The 21530-nt window shown below is 66.5% G+C and carries 21 protein-coding genes; 14 read left to right on the forward strand and 7 right to left on the reverse strand.

Features of this window, described 5'->3' with window-relative positions:
* Positions 1–76: 76 nt before the first annotated feature.
* Entirely contained in the window at positions 77–1147 is a 1071-nt protein-coding gene (locus AC1D1A_RS04690) for a nitronate monooxygenase (RefSeq protein ID WP_476947234.1), read from the reverse strand.
* A gap of 51 nt (positions 1148–1198) precedes the next feature.
* Here AC1D1A_RS04690 and AC1D1A_RS04695 point away from each other — a divergent pair, with 51 nt between their 5' ends.
* The 9 genes from AC1D1A_RS04695 (at position 1199) to AC1D1A_RS04735 (ending at position 10186) form a co-directional block, all read left to right on the forward strand.
* Positions 1199–2137 (forward strand): N-acetylglucosamine kinase, encoded by a 939-nt coding sequence (locus AC1D1A_RS04695; RefSeq protein WP_476947263.1) that lies wholly within the window; start codon positions 1199–1201, stop codon positions 2135–2137.
* 34 nt (positions 2138–2171) lie between these two features.
* Positions 2172–2627 (forward strand): NUDIX hydrolase, encoded by a 456-nt coding sequence (locus AC1D1A_RS04700; RefSeq protein WP_028275721.1) that lies wholly within the window; start codon positions 2172–2174, stop codon positions 2625–2627.
* Positions 2628–2967: 340 nt separating this feature from the next.
* Positions 2968–4134, forward strand: coding sequence for a ribosome small subunit-dependent GTPase A (rsgA, locus tag AC1D1A_RS04705; protein ID WP_476947235.1), 1167 nt, complete (start codon positions 2968–2970; stop codon positions 4132–4134).
* Positions 4135–4360: 226 nt separating this feature from the next.
* Positions 4361–5464 carry an ABC transporter ATP-binding protein gene (locus tag AC1D1A_RS04710; RefSeq protein ID WP_476947236.1) on the forward strand — a complete coding sequence of 368 codons (1104 nt, stop codon included), beginning with the start codon at positions 4361–4363 and terminating at the stop codon, positions 5462–5464.
* Complete coding sequence (locus tag AC1D1A_RS04715) at positions 5464–6204, forward strand: ABC transporter permease (RefSeq protein ID WP_476947237.1); 741 nt, start codon at positions 5464–5466, stop codon at positions 6202–6204. The genes AC1D1A_RS04710 and AC1D1A_RS04715 overlap by 1 nt, the downstream gene beginning before the upstream one ends.
* A complete protein-coding gene (locus AC1D1A_RS04720) occupies positions 6201–6947 on the forward strand; it encodes an ABC transporter permease (protein WP_223913873.1) in 747 nt (248 codons plus the stop codon). The genes AC1D1A_RS04715 and AC1D1A_RS04720 overlap by 4 nt, the downstream gene beginning before the upstream one ends.
* On the forward strand, positions 6944–7909 hold the full coding sequence (locus AC1D1A_RS04725; RefSeq protein WP_223913874.1) for an ABC transporter substrate-binding protein: 966 nt from the start codon (positions 6944–6946) through the stop codon (positions 7907–7909). The genes AC1D1A_RS04720 and AC1D1A_RS04725 overlap by 4 nt, the downstream gene beginning before the upstream one ends.
* Positions 7910–8040: 131 nt before the next feature.
* On the forward strand, positions 8041–9261 hold the full coding sequence (locus AC1D1A_RS04730) for a pyridoxal phosphate-dependent aminotransferase (RefSeq protein ID WP_079550274.1): 1221 nt from the start codon (positions 8041–8043) through the stop codon (positions 9259–9261).
* A 70-nt stretch (positions 9262–9331) separates the two neighbouring features.
* Positions 9332–10186 carry a polyphosphate kinase 2 family protein gene (locus AC1D1A_RS04735; RefSeq protein ID WP_476850328.1) on the forward strand — a complete coding sequence of 285 codons (855 nt, stop codon included), beginning with the start codon at positions 9332–9334 and terminating at the stop codon, positions 10184–10186.
* 36 nt (positions 10187–10222) lie between these two features.
* On the opposite strand, the gene AC1D1A_RS04740 is transcribed toward AC1D1A_RS04735, so the two are convergent.
* The gene (locus AC1D1A_RS04740; RefSeq protein WP_018773784.1) at positions 10223–10453 is read right to left on the reverse strand and encodes an exodeoxyribonuclease VII small subunit; all 231 of its coding nucleotides are present in this window, start codon (positions 10451–10453) and stop codon (positions 10223–10225) included.
* 116 nt (positions 10454–10569) lie between these two features.
* Positions 10570–11856 (reverse strand): exodeoxyribonuclease VII large subunit, encoded by a 1287-nt coding sequence (xseA, locus tag AC1D1A_RS04745; RefSeq protein ID WP_230009060.1) that lies wholly within the window; start codon positions 11854–11856, stop codon positions 10570–10572.
* Positions 11857–12111: 255 nt separating this feature from the next.
* On the opposite strand from xseA, the gene AC1D1A_RS04750 reads away from it, so the two are divergent.
* Entirely contained in the window at positions 12112–12972 is an 861-nt protein-coding gene (locus AC1D1A_RS04750; protein WP_476947238.1) for a hypothetical protein, read from the forward strand.
* Positions 12973–12981: 9 nt separating this feature from the next.
* A complete protein-coding gene (locus AC1D1A_RS04755) occupies positions 12982–14070 on the forward strand; it encodes a 4-hydroxy-3-methylbut-2-enyl diphosphate reductase (protein WP_018773787.1) in 1089 nt (362 codons plus the stop codon).
* 92 nt (positions 14071–14162) lie between these two features.
* On the opposite strand, the gene AC1D1A_RS04760 is transcribed toward AC1D1A_RS04755, so the two are convergent.
* Entirely contained in the window at positions 14163–15401 is a 1239-nt protein-coding gene (locus AC1D1A_RS04760) for a DNA recombination protein RmuC (RefSeq protein ID WP_476947239.1), read from the reverse strand.
* Positions 15402–15619: 218 nt separating this feature from the next.
* On the opposite strand from AC1D1A_RS04760, the gene ychF reads away from it, so the two are divergent.
* A complete protein-coding gene (gene ychF, locus AC1D1A_RS04765; protein ID WP_028275710.1) occupies positions 15620–16705 on the forward strand; it encodes a redox-regulated ATPase YchF in 1086 nt (361 codons plus the stop codon).
* Between the two features lie 207 nt (positions 16706–16912).
* Here ychF and AC1D1A_RS04770 read toward each other — a convergent pair whose 3' ends face one another.
* Both AC1D1A_RS04770 and AC1D1A_RS04775 read right to left on the reverse strand, forming a co-directional pair.
* Entirely contained in the window at positions 16913–17590 is a 678-nt protein-coding gene (locus AC1D1A_RS04770) for a GNAT family N-acetyltransferase (protein WP_476850332.1), read from the reverse strand.
* A 210-nt stretch (positions 17591–17800) separates the two neighbouring features.
* A complete protein-coding gene (locus tag AC1D1A_RS04775; RefSeq protein WP_230009803.1) occupies positions 17801–18304 on the reverse strand; it encodes a DUF4188 domain-containing protein in 504 nt (167 codons plus the stop codon).
* Positions 18305–18359: 55 nt separating this feature from the next.
* Between AC1D1A_RS04775 and AC1D1A_RS04780 the strand changes: the two genes are divergently transcribed.
* Complete coding sequence (locus AC1D1A_RS04780; protein ID WP_476850334.1) at positions 18360–18929, forward strand: TetR/AcrR family transcriptional regulator; 570 nt, start codon at positions 18360–18362, stop codon at positions 18927–18929.
* 909 nt (positions 18930–19838) lie between these two features.
* On the opposite strand, the gene AC1D1A_RS04785 is transcribed toward AC1D1A_RS04780, so the two are convergent.
* Complete coding sequence (locus AC1D1A_RS04785) at positions 19839–20534, reverse strand: alpha/beta fold hydrolase (RefSeq protein ID WP_476850335.1); 696 nt, start codon at positions 20532–20534, stop codon at positions 19839–19841.
* A 216-nt stretch (positions 20535–20750) separates the two neighbouring features.
* Here AC1D1A_RS04785 and AC1D1A_RS04790 point away from each other — a divergent pair, with 216 nt between their 5' ends.
* A complete protein-coding gene (locus AC1D1A_RS04790) occupies positions 20751–21455 on the forward strand; it encodes a class I SAM-dependent methyltransferase (protein ID WP_476855757.1) in 705 nt (234 codons plus the stop codon).
* The last annotated feature ends 75 nt before the right edge of the window (positions 21456–21530 follow it).

Below are 21530 nucleotides of genomic sequence, written 5' to 3' on the forward strand. Positions count from 1 at the left end.
ACTTCGGCGTTCGGCCAGGTCCGGCCGGATTCCGATGGTGGGGGTCGGACGGGGTCGGCGGGGGCTGCTGCTGCGGTCAGCGGCCGGGGAGCAGCCCTTGCACGACGCCGGCCACCGGTCCGGCTTGTGCCTTCTGCCAGCCCGTGCCCGCCCACAGGTTCAGGCGTTCCGCGTCGCCGGCTGCGGTGGCCGCGGCCCGCAGGGGCGCCGTGAGGTGGTGGACGGCAGGGTAGGCCTCCGGCGCCTCGGGGTGGTCGCGGACGAATTCGTTCTCCAGGGCCCGGGCCTGCCGGCCGGTGAATGCGCGTGTCAGCCGGGTTCGGGTGAAGTGCGGATCGGCCAGGGCATCTTTGTGCAGCTGCTTGGCGCCGCTTTGGTCAGTGCGGAGAAACGCGGTGCCGAGCTGGGCTGCGACGGCCCCGGCACGCAGCACGGCGTCCAGCCCGGCCGCATCCATGATGCCGCCCGCAGCCACCAGCGGAAGGTCGACGACGGACCGCACCTCGGCGAGCAGCTCCGCCGTCGTGCCGCCCGGCTGCGCAGTTGTGCCGCCCGGCTCCGCTGTGTAAGCCGGTTGCGGCTCCGGGGCCGGAAGGAACGCTGCGCTGTGTCCGCCGGCGCTCGTGTGCTGCACGACGAGGGCGTCCACGCCTTGCCCTGCCGCCTGCACGGCCTCGGCCGCGGTGGTGACAGTGGCCAGCACCGCCGACCCCGCCCGCTGCAGGGCCCGAACGACGTCCGGGCCGGGCAGCCCGAACGCGAAACTGACCAGCTCCACGGGCTCTGAGAGCAGGGCATCGATCTTTCCCTGCCATTCGTCGTCGTCGTCGAGCCGCAACTGCGGAAGCTGGACGCCGTAGCGCCGGGCGTCGGGGCGCAGCTGCTGCCGGTAATCCTCGAGTTCCGCCAGCACCGCCGCGGAGGGTGGCAGCTGGGCCGGATCCGGGACAAACACATTCATGCCGAACCGGGCGCCGGACTCCCGGATGGTGCGGATTTCCGCCTGCATGGCCGCCACGCTCTTGTAGCCGGCCGCGAGGAAGCCCAGCCCGCCAGCCCGGTGTACGGCTTCGACGAAGGCCGGTGTGGAGGTGCCGCCGGCCATGGGCGCCGCGATGACGGGTGTGCCGAAAAGATCGTGGGGCATTGCGGGCTCCTTGCAGCGATTCAGTAACCTGTTCCAGTGACTAACACTGATATGCCGCCGGCGGCGGACTCCGTTCCATCTTCCACCACGCCATCTGCCACGGCGAGGACAGGTGCCGTGATCGGACTGGACATCGGCGGCACCAAAACCCGGGGCGTCAGGTTCGAGGACGGCGCGCCCGTTGCCGATGAATCGGTGGGCAGCTCCAATGTCCAGAACGTCAGCCCCGAGGAAGCCGCCTTCAACCTCGCGGAACTCTTCGCCAGGATCGGCGGGGGAGACGTCGCCCAGGTCTACGCCGGAGCCGGCGGCATCGACACCGATGACGACGCCGCGGCGCTCGCGGCACTGATTGCCCCGCACGTGCCCGGTGCCCGGATCACGGTGGTCCACGACTCCCGGCTGCTGCTTGCCGCAGGCGGTGCCAGCACCGGCGTCGCGGTCATCGCCGGCACCGGATCGGCCGCGTGGGGCAAGAACGGCCGCGGCGAGGAAGCACGGGCCGGGGGCTGGGGCTACCTGCTCGGCGACGAGGGCAGCGGCTACTGGCTGGGCCGGGAGGCAGTCCGCCACAGCCTGCGCCGGATGAACCAGGGGCTGGAACCCGACGAACTCTCCACTGCCCTGCTGGCATCCTGCGGGGTGGATGACCCGAACAAGCTGATCGCCATGTTCCACTCGCCCGAGACCGGGCGCCGGTTCTGGGCCCAGCAGGCCCGTCTCGTGGTGGAGGCTGCAGACGCCGGGCATGCGCCGAGCCGGGCCCTCATGGAGCAGGCCGGGCGCGACCTCGCCGACCTCGCCGCGCAGACCGTCCGGCAGCTCGGCATCGAGGGCCCCGTCATCCTGGGCGGCGGACTCGGCATGAACGTGACGGGGCTCCAGGAGTCGTTCCGCACGGCACTGGCCGCCGCGGGGATCACCGATGTCCGGGTCCTGGCGCAGGAGCCGGTGTTCGGGGTGCTGCAGCTGGTGGCGGAACAGGAGTAGGCGGAGGCAATCCTCCGGCCACTACGCTGGGGGGATGAGCATGCAATTCGACACCCGGCCCGCCGCCTACGCCGTCATCATCCGCGATGCCGGGATCCTCCTGGCGTACTGGAAGCAGGACGGCCGCGAGGGCTGGACGCTGCCCGGCGGCGGCCTGGACCTGGCTGAACACCCGGTGGACGGGTGCCGACGCGAGATTCACGAGGAAACCGGTTACGACGCCGAGGTCGGCGCCATGCTGGGGATCGACGTCGGGCACTGGCCGTCCGAAGTCCGGCTCGACGGCGGCGTACGGGACTTCCAGTCGCTCCGGCTGGTCTACGAGGCGACGATCACGGGCGGGGAACTGCGTCACGAAGTGAACGGCAGCACCACCCACGCGGCCTGGATTCCACTGGATGAGGTGGCGCAGCTAAACCGGGTCTCGCTCGTGGATGCCGGGCTGCGTCTGTACCGTGAGCGGCCGCTGAACGGAAAACTTTCCGGCTAAACCGCTGGCCAGGCACGGGCACCATGGCTATCCTGTAGAAACCGCCGGCCGCAGCAGGCCGGCAATTGACGGGGAGGTGGAAGCAATGAATGCGATATTTCTGAGCGCGCAGCGCACCGATACAAGCCATGTCATTACTCCTGCCCCGTCCCACGGCGCAGCCTAGCCATCGAGCGCTAGTCTCCGCGCGCGGCATCCAAACCGCCGCCGCCCGCAATGCGGCGCACCACGGGGCCCCACCAAAGGGTTTTCGTTGACCATTCATCCTGCATCCCGGGGCGCCGGCAGCGCCCTCATTACCAATTCATCCGAACCTCATTTATCTGTGCTTCATACGGCCGTGCCCTCCGATGAGGCTGGCCCCGAAGGTCCTGTCCTCTACGGCTACACGGCCGGCGTCGCCGAGCGGTTCGCGGCCCAGCCGGTGCCGGGCGGCGACCGCCCTGGCCGCGTCATCCGGGTGGACCGCAACCTCGTCCTGGTGGCCGAGGGCGGCGGAACCGCCCACCTGCCCTACCCGCGCGGCGGGGAGCTTCCCGCCACCGGGGACTGGGTCTGGCTGGGTCCGAACGCGGCGGGGGAGCCCGCCATCGTGGGCATCCTGCCCCGCCACTCGGAGCTGAGCCGCAAGCGTGCCTTCGAGGCCTCGTCCGAGGCGCAGGTCCTTGGCGCCAACATGGACGTCGTCGGGATCGTCGTTCCGGTGGATCGTCCGCTCACGCACAACCGGCTCGAACGGACCCTGGTTGCGGCGTGGGACTCCGGTGCCACGCCGCTCGTGATCATCACGAAGGCGGACATTGTGGACCTCGCGGACGACGTCGTGGCGACGGTCGTGCGCCAGGCAGCCGGCGTCGACGTCGTCACCACCTCTGCCGAGAACGGCGATGGCCTCGACGAAGTGCTGGGCCATCTGCTGCCCGGCGGCACGCTGGTGCTGCTGGGGCCCTCTGGCGCCGGAAAATCCACGCTCATCAATGCCCTCGCCGGCGTCCCGGCCCAAGAGACGGGGGCAGTGCGGGCGGGCGACGGCAAGGGCAGGCACACCACCACGTCCCGCGCGCTCGTTCCCCTGCCCGGCGGCGCCGTCCTGATGGACACGCCGGGGGTGCGCGGCTTCGGGGTCTTCGACGCCGAGGGAGGAATGGAGGAGATGTTCGGCGACCTCGAAGAGCTCTTCGAGCACTGCCGCTTCTCGGACTGCGCGCACGGCCGGGAGCCCGGCTGTGCCGTGCAGGCCGCGCTCGCCGACGGCGTACTGGAGGACCGCCGGTGGGCCAGCTACCTGAAGCTGCAACGCGAACTCGCCGCCCTGGCGCGCCGCCACGACGCGGCCGCGCGGCGCGCCTACCAGCGCGAATGGCACCAGAAGATCGTCGTAGCGGGCAAGAGCCAGCGGTCAGCCGAACGGGACAACCACGAGAACGCGCACGGCGGCGGAAAGAGCCGCCAGGGCGGAAATAGCAGAAACACCAGTGGCGCGAAGGGTGCGCGGCGGCCCCGCTGAAGCACACCGCCGGGTGAGACAAGGGCCGCGGTGGCGCGCCGGAAGGATTTCCGGCGCGCCACCCATCCAAAATCGTTGTGCTTCCGAAGCCTTACGGGAGCCCCGCGCCGCTGACATAGTCCGGGGTGCTGGTTAGTCTATGAGCTAACTGCTTTATGGCCAGCACACTGACGAACCGTGCGCTGGCCCGACCAATGTCGCCGCCAACAGTTAGGTAAGCCCGGAAATGGCCGAAGCCATGATCGAGTTCCAGAACGTCACCAAGCAGTACCAGGGCGGTCAGGCCGCCGTTGACGGGCTGACCATGTCCATCGATAAGGGCGCCATCACTGTCTTCGTCGGACCCTCCGGCTGCGGTAAGACCACGTCCCTGCGGATGATCAACCGCATGGTGGAGCCCACGTCCGGCGTCATCACCGTGGACGGGGCCGATGTCACTTCAGTCCCTGCCGCGCAGCTGCGGCGGTCCATGGGCTACGTCATGCAGTCCTCCGGGTTGATGCCGCACCGCTCCGTGCTGGACAACATCGCCACCGTTCCCCGGCTCAACGGCGTGTCCAAAGCCGACGCCCGCAAGCGCGCCCAGGAACTGCTCGACGTCGTCGGGCTGGCCTCCTCGCTCGGCAAGCGGTACCCGTCCCAGCTCTCGGGCGGACAGCAGCAGCGCGTAGGCGTGGCCCGGGCACTCGCGGCCGATCCTCCGGTGCTGCTCATGGACGAGCCCTTCAGCGCCGTGGACCCGGTGGTCCGCGACGAACTCCAGAAGGAGCTCCTCCGGCTCCAGCACGACCTGGCCAAGACGATCGTCTTCGTCACCCACGACATCGACGAGGCCACCGTCCTGGGCGACAAAGTGGCCGTGTTCGCCGTCGGCGGCAAGCTGGCGCAGTACGCCGCCCCGGCGGAGATCCTGCGGGCACCGGCGAACGAGTTCGTGGCCTCCTTCGTGGGCCGTGACCGCGGGTTCCGGCACCTTGCGTTCAGCCCCTCGGACGGTGTCACCATCCACCCCGTCCCCACTCTGACGCCCGATCAGCTCAGGGCTGAGGGCAGCTCCGATGAATGGCAGCTGGTGGTCGACGACGCTCTCCGGCCCCTGGGCTGGGCCGGGCCCCGCCGCGCCACCGGAACCGCCCCGGCGATGGTTCCCGGAGGCTCCCTGTTCCGGAAGGGGGACACGCTCCGCCGGGCACTGGACGCGGCCCTGTCCTCACCCTCGGGCCTCGGCGTCGCCGTGGACGACGACGGCCGGGTGGCCGGAGTCATCGGAGCCGCCGAAGTCCTCGCCGTCATCGAGTCAGACCGCAACGTCCGGCACGGAGGGCTCTGATGGAGTGGTTTCTGGCCAACAGGGCCGAAGTCTTCAGCCTCGCCGGCCAGCACCTCATCCTGGCCATCCTGCCGATGGTGTTCGGGGTCCTCATAGCCGTTCCGCTGGCCCAGCTCGCCCGGCAGAGCCGCGGGCTCCGGTCCTTGGTGCTCACCGGGTCCTCACTGCTGTACACGATCCCCTCGCTGGCGCTTTTCATCATCCTTCCGACCATCCTCGGAACCCGGATCCTGGATCCGGTCAACGTGGTGGTGGCCCTGACCATCTACGCCATCGCCCTGCTGGTGCGCGCCACGCTGGATGCCTTCGACTCGGTGGACGAGGACCTGCGGCAGGCCGCCGTAGCCATGGGGTTCAAACCCTTCGCCCGATTCATGCAGATCGACCTGCCGCTGTCCTTGCCGGTGCTGTTCGCCGGGCTGCGCGTGGTCTCGGTCAGCAATATCTCGCTGGTCAGCGTCGCGGCACTGCTCGGCATCGGCAACCTCGGAATGCTCTTCACCTCCGGCCTCCAGCGTGACTTCGTCACCGAAGTGGTGGTGGGCATCATCGCCATCCTTCTCCTGGCTCTGCTGATGGACGCCGTCCTGGTGCTGCTTGAACGGCTGCTGACGCCCTGGACCCGGGCCGCGGCGGCCACGGGTGGCAGCACCGGTTCGGGAGCGGGCCCGGACAGGACTGGCCCCGCCGCGGCGGCGATGCGGTTTTCGCGTCCCAAGACCGGAGGGGGAAACGCGTGAATAACGTCGTCACGGACACCTTTGCCTGGCTCAGCGATCCGGAGAACTGGTCCGGCAGTGCCGGAATCCCGGTGCGCCTGGCCGAACACCTGTTCTACACGGGCCTGGTGATGGTGATCGCCATCGCCATCGCCGTCCCGATCGGCCTGTTCGTCGGGCATACCGGCCGCGGGCGGGTTGCGATCGTGTCAGTCGCGGGCGCGCTGCGCGCCCTGCCCACCCTCGGCTTGCTCACCTTGTTCGTCCTGCTCGCCGGCATCGGGCTGATGCCGCCGATCTGGGCGCTCGTGATCCTGACCGTCCCGCCGCTGCTCGCCGGCACCTACGCCGGAATCTCCAGCGTCGACCGCAACGTGGTGGATGCCGCCCGCGCCATGGGCATGACCGAGTGGCAGGTCCTGTTCCGGGCGGAATTCCCGAACGCGCTGCCGGTGATGTACGGCGGGTTCCGGACCGGGGTGCTCCAGGTGATCGCCACCGTTTCCGTGGTCGCCTACATCAACCTGGGCGGCCTGGGCCGTTACCTGTTCGACGGGCTCGTGCTCTCCGACTTCCCGCAAATGCTGGGAGGCTCGCTGCTGATCGCCGCCCTTGCCATCAGCGTCGACCTTATCCTTGCCCTTATTCAGAGGCTGTTCCTGTCACGGGGCGCCTCATCCAAGCCGAACCGCAGCCAGCAGGCTGCGGTTGATCTCACAGACCCCGTGATCGCGGAGACTGTTGTTCAAGGAGGTACGTCATGAAGGAATCCCGCCAACGAGGCCTTGGCCGGCGCGCATTCGGCGGCCTGGCCGTCGGCGTCGGCCTGGCCATGGCCCTGTCCGCCTGCGGAGGCTCATCAAACCCGCTGAGCTCGGCCCCGGCCAGCAGCGGTGCCGCCTCCGGTTCCGGCGGTGCCCTGGTGATCGGGTCGGCTGATTTCCCCGAGAGCCAGATCCTGGCCGAGGTCTACGCCGGTGCCCTGAACGCCGCGGGCGTCACCGCCAGCACCAAGCCGAACATCGGCTCGCGCGAGGTCTACATCAAAGCAGTCCAGGACGGCTCGGTGGACGTTGTTCCCGACTACAGCGGCAACCTGCTGCTGTATGTAAACAAGGACGCCACCGAGGTCTCCGCCGAAGACATCGCGAAGGCACTCCCGACCAAGCTCCCGCAGGGCCTGGCCGTGCTCGATGCCTCCAAGGCTGAGGACAAGGACGCCATGGTGGTCACCAAGGCCACGGCCGAGAAGCACCAGCTGAAGTCCATCGAAGACATGGCGAAGGTCTGCGGCGATCTCGTCATCGGCGCCCCGGCGACCTTCGCCGAGCGCGCCTACGGCCTGCCGGGCCTGGCGAAGAACTACAACTGCGTGCCCAAGAAACTCGAGCCGTTCAGCGACGGCGGCGGCGCCGTCACGCTCAAGGCGCTGCTCTCGGACCAGGTCCAGGTCGCAGACATCTACACCACCACCCCGTCCATCCCGGACAACGACCTCGTGGTGCTGGAGGATCCGAAGAACAACTTCATCGCCCAGCAGGTGCTGCCGCTGTACAACTCGGCCAAGATGACGGACAAGGCAAAGGAAACGCTCAACGCAGTGTCCAAGGTCCTCACCACGGAAGACCTCATCAACCTCAACCGTGCCGTGAGCGGCAGCCAGAAGCAGAACCCGAAAGATGCCGCCGACGCGTGGCTGAAGGAAAAGGGCCTCGCCCAGCAGTAGGCCACTGGCGACCCTGCGACGCCGGTGTCCGGCCTTACAGCCCGGGCACCGGCGTCGTTGTTGTTACTGCGGCGCCCGCGTGTGAGTCATGTCTCAGCGGAAGTACATCCTCCATATGGCATATTTGATGAATGGCAGAATTCAAGCAGTCCACCAAGCTTCATAATGTCCTTTACGACATCCGTGGACCGATTCTTCAGGCCGCCCAGCAGATGGAGGCGGAGGGTCATCGCATCCTCAAACTGAACATCGGAAACCCGGCCCCGTTCGGGTTTGAAGCGCCGGACGCGATCCTGGTGGACATGATCCGCCACCTGCCGCATGCCCAGGGCTACAGCGACTCGCGCGGCATTTTTTCGGCCCGCACCGCCGTCTCGCAGTACTACCAGACCCGCGGGATCCAGAACATCCACGTGGATGACATCTACCTCGGCAACGGCGTCAGCGAACTGATCACAATGTCGCTCATGGCCCTGCTCGACGACGGCGATGAGGTCCTCATCCCCACCCCGGACTACCCGCTGTGGACGGCCTCGGTTGCCCTGGCCGGCGGGAAACCCGTGCACTACCTCTGCGACGAGGAATCCGGCTGGCAGCCCGACCTCGAGGACATGGAAGCGAAGATCACGCCGCGCACCAAGGGCATCGTGGTCATCAACCCGAACAACCCGACAGGTGCGGTGTACCCGAAGGCGACGCTGAAGAAGATCGTTGCCCTCGCGGAGAAACACGGCCTGGTGCTCTTCGCCGACGAGATCTACGAGAAGATCCTCTACGAAGACGCGGTACACGTAAACCTCGCCTCGCTCACCGGCGACGATGTCCTGTGCCTGACCTTCAGCGGGCTCTCCAAGGCCTACCGGGTCTGCGGCTTCCGGGCCGGCTGGATGGCCATCTCCGGGCCGAAAAAGGCCGCCGCGGACTACCTCGAGGGCATCAACCTGCTAGCCAACATGCGCCTCTGCGCCAATGTGCCGGCCCAGCACGCCATCCAGACCGCCCTCGGCGGCTACCAGAGCATCAACGACCTCATCCTGCCCGGCGGGCGCCTCCTGGAACAGCGGAACAAGGCCTATGACATGCTCAACGCCATCCCGGGCGTCAGCACGCAGCAGGCGCGCGGGGCCATGTATCTGTTCCCGAAGCTGGACCCCGAGGTCTACCACATCCGCGACGACGAGAAATTTGTCCTGGACCTGCTCCGCGAGCAGAAGATCCTGCTGTCCCACGGAAGGGCGTTCAACTGGGTCCGGCCGGACCACTTCCGGATGGTGACGCTGCCGAACGTCAAGGACCTCGAGGAAGCAATCAACCGCATGGCGGACTTCCTGAGCCGGTATAAGGGGAACTAGGCTTCGGTCAGCAGCGGAGCTCGGGGACTCGCCCGCGAAGCGGCTGCACGAAACTGGAAAGAGGCTTTCCATGACAGATGCTGTGATGTTCGAGCGGCACCCCGCCGAGACGCTGCTGGTCGGAAAAAAATTCAAGCTGAAGGACTGCGACCCGGATTCCACCCCGGGCTACCCGGGCGGGAAATCCGACGGCGAGGCGCTCCTGGCAGAGCTCGATGGCAAGCTGACCACCCTGCAGGAGCAGCTTTTCGCCGAATCCCGGTTCGGCGGCACCAAGCGCATCCTGCTGGTCCTGCAGGCGATGGATACCGCAGGCAAGGGCGGGATCGTCAACCATGTCATGGGCCAGATGGACCCGCAGGGTGTCCAGCTCAAGTCCTTCAAGGCGCCGACCCCGGAGGAGAAATCCTACGATTTCCTCTGGCGGATCGAGAAGGCAGTGCCGGGGGCCGGCATGGTGGGCGTCTTTGACCGCTCGCATTACGAGGACGTCCTGATTCACCGGGTCCACCGCTGGGCAAGTCCCGAGGAACTGGAGCGGCGCTACAAGGCCATCAACGAATTCGAGGCAAGGCAGGCGGCAGCCGGGACCACGGTGGTCAAGGTCATGCTCAACATCAGCCGGGACGAGCAGAAGGACCGGCTGCTCGCCAGGCTGGATGACGAAACCAAGGTGTGGAAGTACAGCAGCACCGACCTCAAGGAGCGCGCCTTCTGGAACGACTACATGGATGCGTACCAGGAGGCGTTCGAGAAGACGGCCACTGACATCGCGCCCTGGTACGTCGTGCCGGCCAACAAGAAGTGGTACGCCCGCATCGCGGTGCAGCAGCTGATGCTGGACGCCCTGGAAGGGCTGAAGCTGCAGTGGCCGGATCCGGAGTTCGACGTCGATCTGGAACGGGATCTGGTCGAGCGCTCCTAATACGGAGGGAACCGGCACGCCGCGGCGTGCCGGTGCCTAGTTCTTGTCCGCGGCCTGGTCCCGGGCCGCGGCGAGCCGCTTGCGGGCGCCTTCCAGCCACTGTTCGCAGCGCTTGGCCAGCGCTTCGCCGCGTTCCCACAGCGCAAGCGATTCCTCCAGGCTTGCGCCGCCGGCCTCCAGCTTGCCCACCACGGCGACCAGCTGCTCGCGGGCGTCCTCGTAGCTGAGGGCCTCGATGTCGGCGTTCGGGTTGGGTTCTGCTGCCATGTGGGTGCTCCTTGATTGTCGCGGTTTGTGCCGCGGTGACGCTGTCTGTGGTGCTGACGGTGGTGCCTGTTCGGGGCGCTGACGGGTGGCCGTGTGGGCACGTCCGTCCGCCGGGGTTATTCCTCGGCCGGTTCCTGGCCGCCGGTGGATTGGGCCGTGAACCGGCCGCCGGCCACCCGAACCGTGAGGTCCGTGCCGGCGGGCACCTGGGACGGATGGCGCACAACGTCCCGGTGCGCCGCGGGGGCGTTTCCGTCGCCGGCGAGCTGGACCACCGCGTAGCCGCGATCCAGTGTCTTTTGCGGCGAGAGTGCGCGCACCTGCGCCTTGAGGTGGACCAGTTGGTCCGCTGCCCGCACGACGGCGGCGCTGATCGCCGAGTGCGAGCGGACCTTGAGCCGTTCGACGTCCTCGTGGCGCTGGCTGATCATGACGTCGGGGGAGAGCAGCACGGGGCGCGAACGCAGGGAGGCCAGCCGGTCGCCCTCGCGTTCAACGAGCCGGGTGACCCCGCGACGGAGCTGGTCCCGTGCCTGCCGGACCCTGACAAGCTCCTCGGCGACGTCGGGAACTATCCTCTTCGCGGCGTCGGTGGGCGTTGATGCCCTGAGGTCTGCGACGTCATCGAGGATAGGCCGGTCCGCTTCGTGCCCGATCGCGCTCACCACGGGGGTGGACGCGTCCGCGACGGCCCGGATGAGCTCCTCGCTGCTGAACGGCAACAGGTCCTCGAGGGCGCCCCCGCCGCGGGCGATGACGATGACGTCGACCACGGGGTGGGCGTCGAGTTCCCGCAAAGCCGCGATCATCTGGGCTACGGCGGTGTTCCCCTGGACCGCTACTTCGCGGATCTCGAATTCGACGGCCGGCCAGCGCAGGGCGGCATTGCGCAGTACATCCTTCTTGGCGTCAGAGTCGCGGCCGGTGATCAGGCCGATCCGGTGCGGGAGCAATGGAAGCCGCTTTTTGCGCGAATCGGCAAAGAGTCCTTCGGCGGCGAGGGCCTGGCGCAGCCGCTCGATCCTGGCCAGGAGGTCGCCGAGGCCCACGGGCCGGATGTCCTTCACAGACATGTTCAGCCGGCCCGTCTTGAGCCAAAATTCGGCCTTGATCAGGGCTACAACCCGGGAACCGCGTTCCAGCGGGGCGGCCTGGCGGTCCAGCACTGTGGTCCAGACCGATGCCGGCAGCGAGATTTCGGCGTCGATGTCCCGCAGGGTCAGGTAGGCGTTGCTGCCACGCCGGTTGAGTTCGATTACCTGCCCCTCAACCCATGCCGAGGGCGCGCGGTCGATATGCATCTTGAGCTTCTGGGACAGCAACTGCAGCGGCCAGGGGTTGTCCGGACTGGTTTGGGCCGCGGTGGCCGGTAGCGTGGTGGCCGCCGCCGCGTCCTCAGGCATGCGTGGGCTCCATGGCCGGGAGTGCCTGGTGGAGTGCCTTGTGCATATGTGTGCGTGTCCTTTGCTGCGTGCCGTTTACTGCATGTCCTTACACCGCGACTGCCGGCGGCCCGCTCCCCGGCGGGTGGGCCAGCCGGCAGCCGGAAGTTGTCTCTGTCAACTCTATCCATAGCTCTACCACCGGGGTCCGACTTTATGGCCGCGCCCGGCCCCGCCCTAGGATGGGAGGGATGCCATCAACCTCCTAGGAATCCCTTGCGCACTTTTGTCTCTGCCGTCGCCGTCCTCATCGGGCTCCTGATGGCAGCCGTCGCCGTTCCAGCCATGTGGGTGGACCAGAACATCGTCCAGGAAAAGGGCTTCGTTGCCCTGACCGCGCCGCTGGGCAAGGACCCGGCGTTCCAGCAGCGGCTGGCCGCGGCCGCCGTTGACGGCCTGGCCGCCAGCGCCGGCATTCCCGAAGCCTTCACGGAGCTGGCCCGGCCGGTCCTGGACAGCGCGGCGCGCTCGCTGACGGGACTGCCCGGCTACCCCGAGGCCTGGGCTGAAACCCTGCGCAAGAGCCACCGCCTCACGTTCGCCGACCCCAGCACGCTGCCGCCGGAGGTTGACGGGTCGTCCTCGCTCACCCTGGATGTCGCGCCGCTTGCCGGGCTGGTGGCCAAGCAGGTCACTGCGGCGACCACCCTTCCGCTGGAGGCGCCCGGCCAGGTGCTGATCCATATCGGGCAGTCCGACCAGCGCCAGATGATCGAACGCGTCACCGTCTACGCCCCGATGGGCTACGCCGTTGCCGTCGGCGCGGCCATCGCCTTCATTCTGGCGTTCGTTGCGGCCCGACGCCGGTGGACCGTGCTGGTCGGAATGGGCGTTGGGACGCTGGTGCTCGCGGGGGTATGGAAGCTTGCCAGCGATGCCGCCGGCGCCGCTGTCGCCGGGACCTCGAGCGGCAACGATGTGGCGGAGCTGTTCAAGAACGAGTTCGTCACGGCGTGCTCTGCCAGCTTCGGCCAGTGGATCGTCGCTGCTGCCGTCGCGGGAGCAGCACTGGTAGCCACGGGAGTGGCTGTCCGGGTCGCCGGCGGCCGCAAACGGGGCAGGATTGAACACCGGTAGCATGGGAGCATGACCACCACCGCTGTCTCCGTTCCGATGCCATCCGTTCCGCGCAGGCGGCGTTCCCCGGAAGACGTCCTGGCCGCGGCCCCGGTCGCCGGTCCCAAAAAGGTCCTTCTGGCAGCCCCGCGCGGCTACTGTGCCGGCGTGGACCGTGCAGTCATCGCGGTGGAAAAAGCCCTGGAACACTACGGCCCGCCGGTATATGTCCGCAAGCAGATCGTGCACAACGTCCATGTGGTCAGCTCCCTGGAGGAAAAGGGCGCCATCTTCGTCGATGAAACCGACGAGGTTCCGGAAGGCGCCCTCGTGATCTTTTCCGCGCACGGAGTCTCGCCCGCCGTCGTCCAGTCCGCCGAGGACCGCGGCCTGCGCACCATTGACGCGACCTGCCCGCTGGTCACCAAGGTGCACCGCGAAGCCGTCCGGTTCGCCAAGGATGACTTCGACATCCTGCTGATCGGCCACGACGGCCATGAGGAAGTCGAAGGCACCGCCGGCGAGGCCCCCGAACACATCCAGATCATCAACGGCCCGCACGAGGTCGACAAGGTCACGGTCCGCGACCCGGAAAAGGTCATCTGGCTCTCGCAGACCACCCTCAGCGTGGACGAGACCATGGAGACCGTGCGCCTGCTCAAGGAGCGGTTCCCCACCCTGCAGGACCCGCCCAGCGACGACATCTGCTACGCCACCACCAACCGCCAGGTGGCCATCAAGAAGATCTCGCCCCAGGCGGATCTGGTGATCGTGGTGGGCTCCGCCAACTCCTCAAACTCGGTCCGCCTCGTGGAGGTGGCGCTGGAATACGGCGCCAAGGCCTCCTACCGGGTCGACTTCGCCAACGAGGTTGACGAGACGTGGTTCGAGGGCGTCGCCACGGTGGGCGTGACGTCGGGGGCCTCTGTCCCGGAAGTCCTCGTCAAGGATGTGCTGCGGCTCCTCGCCGACTACGGCTACGGATCGGTCGAGGAAGTCGTCACGGCCGAGGAAGACCTCCTGTTCTCCCTGCCGAAGGAGCTCCGGGCCACCCTGAAGCAGGCCGGCGACGTCACCCGCGCCCTCGGCGGCCGCGGCACCCGCCCCGAACAGTCCTAGGCACCGGACACTCCTAAGCACTGGACGTCCTGGGTACTGGACACTCCTGGGCATTGGGCAGTCCTGGGCGCTGAGACCCAAGCGCAGGGCACCTAGGCCGCGGACTCTTCTGACTCGTCACGGGACTGAAGTTCCGGGGCCGCGACTGCCCGCGGTGTAGCTTCGACGGCGGGGGGAGTGGCCAGTCCGGCGGCTTCCAGGGCGTTGAGTTTCCTCGCGGTCGGCAGGACGCGCGCCTCAAGGGTCCCGACCATGGAGTTGTACCGCTCAACCGAGGTCTTCAGCGAGGACCCCAGCTTGGTGACGTTCTCGCCGAGCGTGCCCATCCGGTCGTAGAGCTGCCGGGCGAGCTCGAAGAGTTCCCGGGCGCTGTCCGTCAACACGTCCTGCCGCCACGTGAACGCCACCGACTTCAGCACCGCCAGCAGGGTCCCGGGGGAGGCCAGGACCACGTTCTTGGCCAGTGCGTAGTCCAGCAGGGCCGGGTCGGCCGTGAGGGCGGCGGCCAGGATTGATTCCGCCGGCAGGAAGCAGACCACCAGCTCCGGAGAGTTGCCTGGGATGTCCCAGTACTTCTTGCTGCCCAGCGCGTCCACATGGGCCTTCAGGGCCTTGGCATGGGCGGCGAGGTGCGCCTGCTGGCTGCCGGGCAGCTGCGAGGACTGCTGGCCCGCCTGGGCGGCGCCGAGGTCCTGGGCGGCAAGATACGACGCCAGCGGGACCTTTGCGTCGACCACCAGCTGCTTGTCGCCGGGCAGCTGCACCACGAGGTCGGGCCGGAGGCTGCCGTCCGTGCCGGAGCTGTGGGCCTGCCCGCTGTGGAGCTGTTCGTGGAAGTCCACGTGCCGCAGCATGCCTGCCGCCTCGACCACCCGGCGCAGCTGGACCTCGCCCCACTGGCCGCGGGCGCTGTTGGAGCGCAGAGCGGACTCCAGCGCATGCGTGGACCGCAGCAGCTGCTCATCGGACAGGCGGGCCTCCTGCAGCTGCTGGGCCAGCTGGCCGTACTGCTCCAGCCGGTCGCGTTCGAGCAGGGATACCTGCTGCTGCACGGCAGTGAGCTTTTCTGCCACCGGCGCCAGCGCACGGAGCACACTGCCGTCGTGGTTCCGGGACTCGCCGAGTTCCCGGTTCTGGGCCGCGAGCAGGCGCCTCTCGGCGTCGGCGGCGGCGAACTGGGCGCTGACCTCGGACAGCCGGGCTGACACGCCGTCGAAGTCCTGTTCCACGGCCAGATAGCGCCGGCGCAGCAGGACATAGACGACGGCGGCGCCGGTGACGGCGCCCGCGAGCAGCATGAGCAGGGCGAGAATCAGAGAAAAAGCTTCCATGTCTTCACTGTGACATGCCCCTGTGACAGTTTTGGCTTCGACGCCCGGAACACCCTGAAACACCCTGGAACACTCCGGGATGTACCCGCCGCACCACCCGACAACGCCCCGGGAACACCCCACACCGCCCCGCGCCCGCGCCGGCACCCTGCCGCGCCACAGGCGCAGCCGCAGGCCGCAGCAACGGCCGGCGGCTGGTGCGGGTAGAATATATGCTCGTGGCTCTTACTATTGGCATCGTCGGACTGCCCAACGTCGGCAAATCAACCCTTTTCAACGCACTGACCCGCAACCAGGTCCTCGCGGCGAACTATCCGTTCGCCACGATCGAGCCCAACATCGGCGTCGTGAACCTGCCGGATGCCCGGCTTGAAAAGCTGGCCGGCATCTTCGGCTCCGCGCGCCTGCTGCCCGCCGCCGTGTCCTTCGTGGACATCGCCGGCATCGTCAAGGGCGCCTCCGAGGGCGAGGGCCTCGGCAACCAGTTCCTCGCCAACATCCGCGAGGCCGAGGCCATCGCCCAGGTTGTCCGCGTGTTCGATGACCCGGACGTCATCCACGTCGACGGCAAGGTCGATCCCAGCTCCGACATGGAGACGATCAACACCGAGCTGATCCTGGCCGATCTGCAGACCATCGAAAAGGCCATCCCGCGGATCGAAAAAGAAGTCAAGATCAAGAAGCGGGAGGCGGCCGAACTGGCGGCCATCCTGGCGGCACAGGCAGTGCTGGAACGCGGCGACACCATCTTCTCGTCCATCAAGAGCGACAAGCTGGAGATGGAGCACCTCAAGGAACTCGGCCTGCTCACGGCCAAACCCTTCATCTATGTCTTCAACTCCGACGAGGGAATCCTCGGCAGCCCGGAGAAGCAGGCCGAACTGCGGGCCCTCGTGGCCCCCGCCGACGCCATCTTCCTGGACGCCAAGCTCGAGTCCGACCTGGTGGAGCTCGACGAGGCAGAAGCCCGCGAGATGCTGGAAATGAACGGCCAGGATGAATCCGGGCTGGACCAGCTGGCCCGCGTCGGCTTCCACACCCTCGGACTGCAGACCTACCTGACGGCCGGCCCCAAGGAAACCCGCGCGTGGACCATCCGCCAGGGCGACACTGCCCCGCAGGCGGCTGGCGTGATCCACTCCGATTTCCAGCGCGGTTTCATCAAGGCCGAGGTCGTCTCCTTCGATGACCTGATCGAGGCCGGTTCCATGGCCGAGGCGAAGGCCCGTGGCAAGGTCCGGATCGAAGGCAAGGAATACATCATGGCCGACGGCGACGTCGTGGAATTTAGATTTAATGTGTAGATTCTTCGCCTGAATCAGTAGAAATGCCGCCCTCCGTGAAACGTACGAGGGCGGCATTTCTTGTAACAGAATTGATAGTCGTAGCGTCGAGGACCTTCGGACGGAGTCCGGGTGCATAGGAAATTTCGGGGTTTTTCCCCGGATACCCAATGACCTGCGACTCCAACGCGAGGCGATGCGGGTCTTTCCCTTACCAGCGCTCACGAGTCATTTCACAGCTAACCCCTTGATGCCGACCGGGGAGGGGGCCATCCCGGTCGTTTCCTTATGGCCCGATTCCGTCGGAGGCAGATCCGGTACGCTCCGTGGACCTGCAGTCCACTCCCGGTCCAGTATTCCGAAGACGAACTCGCTTCCCCACGTACCTTTGAAAAAGACGTTTTCGTGGAAGTGGGCTTCCCTCCGCATTCCCACCCTCTCAAGAAGCCGGGCCGCAGAATCGTTGAGCGCGTCGGTGACAGCTAGTATGCGGTGGAGATGCAACTGCTCGAAGGCGTAGCCGAGGAGCCCCAGAACCGCCTCACGGCCATACCCGTGCCCCTGGTGCTCGGGCGCTAGCGTAAATCCCAATTCCGCCTCGCTCTTTTCAGTGTCGTTCACCTTTAATGCAACATCGCCGATGAGAATGCCGTCGGCACGTCTTTCGAGGGCGAACTGGTACCACTCTCCCGGTATGCCGGGCTGGATGTTTTGCATCGAGTTGATGAGGGTGCGACCTTGTTCAAGGGTGTAATTGCTCCAGCTTTGGTACCGCTCGACCTGGGGCTGGGCGCGATAGGCGGCAAAGGCTTCTGCATCTGCCGGATGGAATGGGCGGGCATGAAGGCGCGGTGTTTCGAAATGGGCGACAGCGGGTCCTGTTTCGGGGCCGTTGAAAGTCGGCATTTAGTTTCTTCTCCTCGTAGGAACTTTGGATTTGTTTCGGGAGTGCTGCGGCCCGTTCGCACGGTGGTGAGGCTTGCTGCGCCGGGTTCACCGGAAGCGTGCCGGGTCGCCGTCCGTGGCGGAGAATCGCGGCGATGACTCCAATCAACAGGCTCTGCCTTCACTATTGGCCGGGGACCTTGCACAGTGAGAAACTGCAATCTAGACGGCTCATTCGGACAGGCGCCAACTTACCTCGTCTGCCTCCAAGCGCTGGCGTGCGGTGTTCAGTCCCGCTCCCACTGGTACGTGACCGGTAGCGGCTGCCAGCCCGAAGACCGGCATATCGCTATACACGCTTTCCCTGCCACCGGGCATCGTCTCGTAGGTTTCGTGCCATACGCCGATGTCGCCAGTACCGGCGGATTCGCGCATGAATCGGCGCCAGGGCTCAAGGTGCGGCGCCGACCGGTCGGCCGCGAACCGCTGCAGATGCTCCGGGCTCCTCCAGTAGCTGACCATGATGGTCGTCCGCCCGAACCATTGCTGGTAGCCCAACAATCCAGCCTCCGGCGTCTTGGCCAGGTGGGCAAGCATCCTGGGCATGGCCGCCCCCACCCTTGCCACTTTCCCGAATTTCCACCACCGGTTGGCGCGCATCCCAATCAGGAAGATTGTCACCGGGCCGCCTCCGGGATCGGCAGTGAAACGTCCTGCGTGCACTTGCTCCGACATGGGCTTCTCCTATTCATAACGCTGTTACAGAACAGTGTTATGCAATACTTGTCCTATGGCAAGACCCATAGTCCACGATGAGACCCTGCGTCGCAGGCTGCTCGACACCGCAGCCTCCCTCATCGCCCGCGACGGCGCCGCCTCCTTATCGCTGCGCAGTATTGCCGCTACCGCTGGGACGTCGACGACGGCGGTGTATTCGCTCTTCGGGGGCAAGGCGGAGCTGTTGACTGCCGTGCTCGACGATGGCTTCGCTTCCTTTGCTGCCTCCCAACAAGAGGTCGCCGCTGCCGGCCTCGAAGCATTGGGCCGGGCTTACCGAACTTGGGCACTGGAGCATCCGATCCTCTACGGCCTGATGTTCGGCGGCTCACTGGCCGGCCAGGTGCCGTGTCGGCCGACGCCGGGTGCCACTGAGCCGTCGATCGCGCCGCTGTTCGCCGCGGTTGCCGCAGCGCTGCCCGGAGCAGCGGATGACGAGATCGCCTCGATGGTCGCCGTCGTGTGGGGCCAAGTCCACGGGCTGGTGTCACTGGAGCTGGCCGGTGCACCGGCTGCTGGCTGGATCTGGGATGTGGCCTATGATGCCGCTATCAGCCAGATTGGCCGCTCGCTGCGACGCTAGGGAACATTAGTCCTCAAGCAGCCGGCGGACCATGGGGTCGCAGTAGCCGTCGAAATCCGGATCTCGTGATGGTCGACCAGTATGTTCGTCAGCGTACCCCCTGTTCTACAACGGGTTGTTTGGTGACGGAACGTGGTGGAGTTCCGCTTTAACGTCTGAGTCAGCTCCGGTACCTCCCGGGAATCCTCGGCCGAAGTGTTGGGGAACTTAACGTTCTTCCGAGACGGTGATTGTTCCCGAGGCGGTGGCGGCTCGGAGTGCGCTAGCCTGAACGGCGTGGACCGCATAGACATGGATGACGCTGCAACGCTCGTGACCCTGCTGCATGATGGGAGGCGCTCCTCGTCGCTCCGTGCGCTGCTGCCGGGGTGGGACATGCTGCAGGCCGACGTCCCTTCCCGGGAACGGGTAGAGACGGCAATAGCGGTCCTGGTCGGTTCCAGCCTTGCTGAGGTCGACTCATCCTGGGGGATGCGGCTCACGGAGCAGGGCGTGCAGCTCAGGCGGTCCGTGAAAGGTGCTCGGGGGACGCGGGAGATCCCGGGGGCAATCAGCGATCTGCTGGTAGGACGCCAGTTGAGCCGTGCAACGCTGAGTCTTCCTCACGAGGTCTTTGATGCGGCGCGCGAGGACTATCTGGACGCGGCCCAACGCAGGGCTGAGCGCCGATCGCGACATCGCTGGTGGTGGCCCGACCCATCCAGGCCCCGTCCAAGGAAGCCGCCATCCTCGACCTCCTGAGAAGCACGAACGGCCACCCGTGACGTTGTTCGACTGCGGAACGTCGTGGAGTTCCGCTTCAACGTCTGGTTTCTGATCTCCCTGAGGCCAAAAGCGATAGCCGCTAAGAACACGTGTTCTTGGCGGCTATCGCTTTTGCGAGCGGGTGAGGGCTTCACGGACAGTTGGCTATGTGGCGGACTCAAGCCAGGAGCTAACGGCGTCCCGTGCGGCGGCGGGCTGCTCATGGAACAGGAAGTGGCCGGCACCCTCGACGACGGTGAACCGGGCCGTGGGCAGCGCTTCTGCCATTTCTTCCGCAGCGTTCAGAGGGATGAGGCGGTCCTGGGCTCCGTGGATGATCGCTGTCGGGCAGGCGATGGACGGCAGAATCGAGCGAAGATCGGCGCGCTGCACGACTGCCTGCTGCTGTCGGAGAAAGGCTTCTGCACCGACTGGGCTGGTCATGGAGCGCCAAGTGGCTAGGAGTGCATCGTCGGATTCGTTGTCTGCCGCGACGACGCCAGGGAAGGCGGCGTCGACAAGAGCGTCGAAATGCCCGCCTTCAACGAGCGCGGACTGGCGCGCCCGCGCTTGGAGCTGCTCCGCGGAGTCGGCTCGGGCGGACGTGCTTACGAGTGCGAGAGCGGTGACGCGATCGGGCGCCTGGCGGATGACTTCGAGGGCGACGTACCCTCCCATGCTTGTTCCGAGAACAGCAATGTCGCCGACGTTCTCGCGGAGGATCCGTTCGGCCATGGCCGCAATGGTGTCGTCGTGCCGGGTGTCGGCCAAAGTGACTTGCCCGCGCGTCCAGACGGTATCGATCACCGGGGCGTAAGCGAGCGGAGAGCAGAGCAGAGGCGGTATCAGGACAATATTCACGTTCTCAGTCTTGCTGCACCTGCCGACAATAAACTATCGACGCAGGCGTTCTGGCTCACGGTAATCATTTCGACCACCAGAACAGACCAACCGCGTTGATCCAACACACGAAACCGAATCTGTTATCAACGGGCGATGCTTACGGGCTTTACGGCCACGTTGTTAGGATCGGGCCGACCCTACTGACCATGAGCGTTTACCCGAGAGCGAGGATCCGTGAAAGCCGACCATTATGACAGTTTTGCCGAGAGCTACTCGGCGGAAAACGAGTCCAGCCTCCTCAACGCCTACTACGAGCGGCCGGCGATGATTGGCCTCGCCGGCGACGTCGACGGCCACCGGGTCCTGGATGCAGGGTGCGGCTCCGGGCCCCTGTCCGCGGCACTGAGCGCGAAGGGCGCGATCATGACCGGATTCGATTCCAGTCCTGCGATGCTCGAACTGGCAAGACAGCGACTTGGCGGAACCGCGGATCTATACTTGGCCGACCTCAGCAAGCCGCTGCCTTTCGCGGATGGCTCCTTCGACGACGTTGTCTCGTCTTTGGTTCTGCACTACCTGGAGGACTGGTCAGCGCCGCTTGGCGAACTGCGGCGCGTGCTGAAGCCGGGCGGTCGCCTGATCCTGTCGGTCAACCACCCCACCGTCAGCGTGATCACCCAACCAGCCGAGGACTACTTCGCCATCCGGCAGTACTCGGAGGATTACGAGTTCGATGGCGAGCCTGCGGTTCTGACCTTCTGGCACCGACCACTTCACGCGATGATCAACGCCTTCACATCGGCGGGATACCGCGTCGCCACCGTGAGCGAACCAGGGCCATCTCCAAACACACCGCACGAACTCCTTCCGCCGCGCATCCTCACCGGCGAGAAGACAGCGTTCCTGTCCTTCATCTTCTTCGTCCTCGAAGCCGGCTGATGGCAGCTGAGGAACGTGAGGACACGAGCCGCCGCCGTCCCAGTTCACGCCAACGACCTGTCGCGATGGTCAGCC

This window comes from Arthrobacter sp. P1_B9 (assembly GCF_056406495.1).

Excerpts from the sequence above, each read along its gene's own strand:
- AC1D1A_RS04690 (WP_476947234.1), bottom strand. The coding sequence starts at position 1,147 with ATGCCCCACGATCTTTTCGGCACACCCGTCATCGCGGCGCCCATGGCC.
- AC1D1A_RS04695 (WP_476947263.1), top strand. The coding sequence starts at position 1,199 with ATGCCGCCGGCGGCGGACTCCGTTCCATCTTCCACCACGCCATCTGCC.
- AC1D1A_RS04700 (WP_028275721.1), top strand. The coding sequence starts at position 2,172 with ATGAGCATGCAATTCGACACCCGGCCCGCCGCCTACGCCGTCATCATC.
- AC1D1A_RS04710 (WP_476947236.1), top strand. The coding sequence starts at position 4,361 with ATGGCCGAAGCCATGATCGAGTTCCAGAACGTCACCAAGCAGTACCAG.
- AC1D1A_RS04715 (WP_476947237.1), top strand. The coding sequence starts at position 5,464 with ATGGAGTGGTTTCTGGCCAACAGGGCCGAAGTCTTCAGCCTCGCCGGC.
- AC1D1A_RS04725 (WP_223913874.1), top strand. The coding sequence starts at position 6,944 with ATGAAGGAATCCCGCCAACGAGGCCTTGGCCGGCGCGCATTCGGCGGC.
- AC1D1A_RS04730 (WP_079550274.1), top strand. The coding sequence starts at position 8,041 with ATGGCAGAATTCAAGCAGTCCACCAAGCTTCATAATGTCCTTTACGAC.
- AC1D1A_RS04735 (WP_476850328.1), top strand. The coding sequence starts at position 9,332 with ATGACAGATGCTGTGATGTTCGAGCGGCACCCCGCCGAGACGCTGCTG.
- AC1D1A_RS04740 (WP_018773784.1), bottom strand. The coding sequence starts at position 10,453 with ATGGCAGCAGAACCCAACCCGAACGCCGACATCGAGGCCCTCAGCTAC.
- xseA (WP_230009060.1), bottom strand. The coding sequence starts at position 11,856 with ATGCCTGAGGACGCGGCGGCGGCCACCACGCTACCGGCCACCGCGGCC.
- AC1D1A_RS04755 (WP_018773787.1), top strand. The coding sequence starts at position 12,982 with ATGACCACCACCGCTGTCTCCGTTCCGATGCCATCCGTTCCGCGCAGG.
- AC1D1A_RS04760 (WP_476947239.1), bottom strand. The coding sequence starts at position 15,401 with ATGGAAGCTTTTTCTCTGATTCTCGCCCTGCTCATGCTGCTCGCGGGC.
- AC1D1A_RS04770 (WP_476850332.1), bottom strand. The coding sequence starts at position 17,590 with ATGCCGACTTTCAACGGCCCCGAAACAGGACCCGCTGTCGCCCATTTC.
- AC1D1A_RS04775 (WP_230009803.1), bottom strand. The coding sequence starts at position 18,304 with ATGTCGGAGCAAGTGCACGCAGGACGTTTCACTGCCGATCCCGGAGGC.
- AC1D1A_RS04780 (WP_476850334.1), top strand. The coding sequence starts at position 18,360 with ATGGCAAGACCCATAGTCCACGATGAGACCCTGCGTCGCAGGCTGCTC.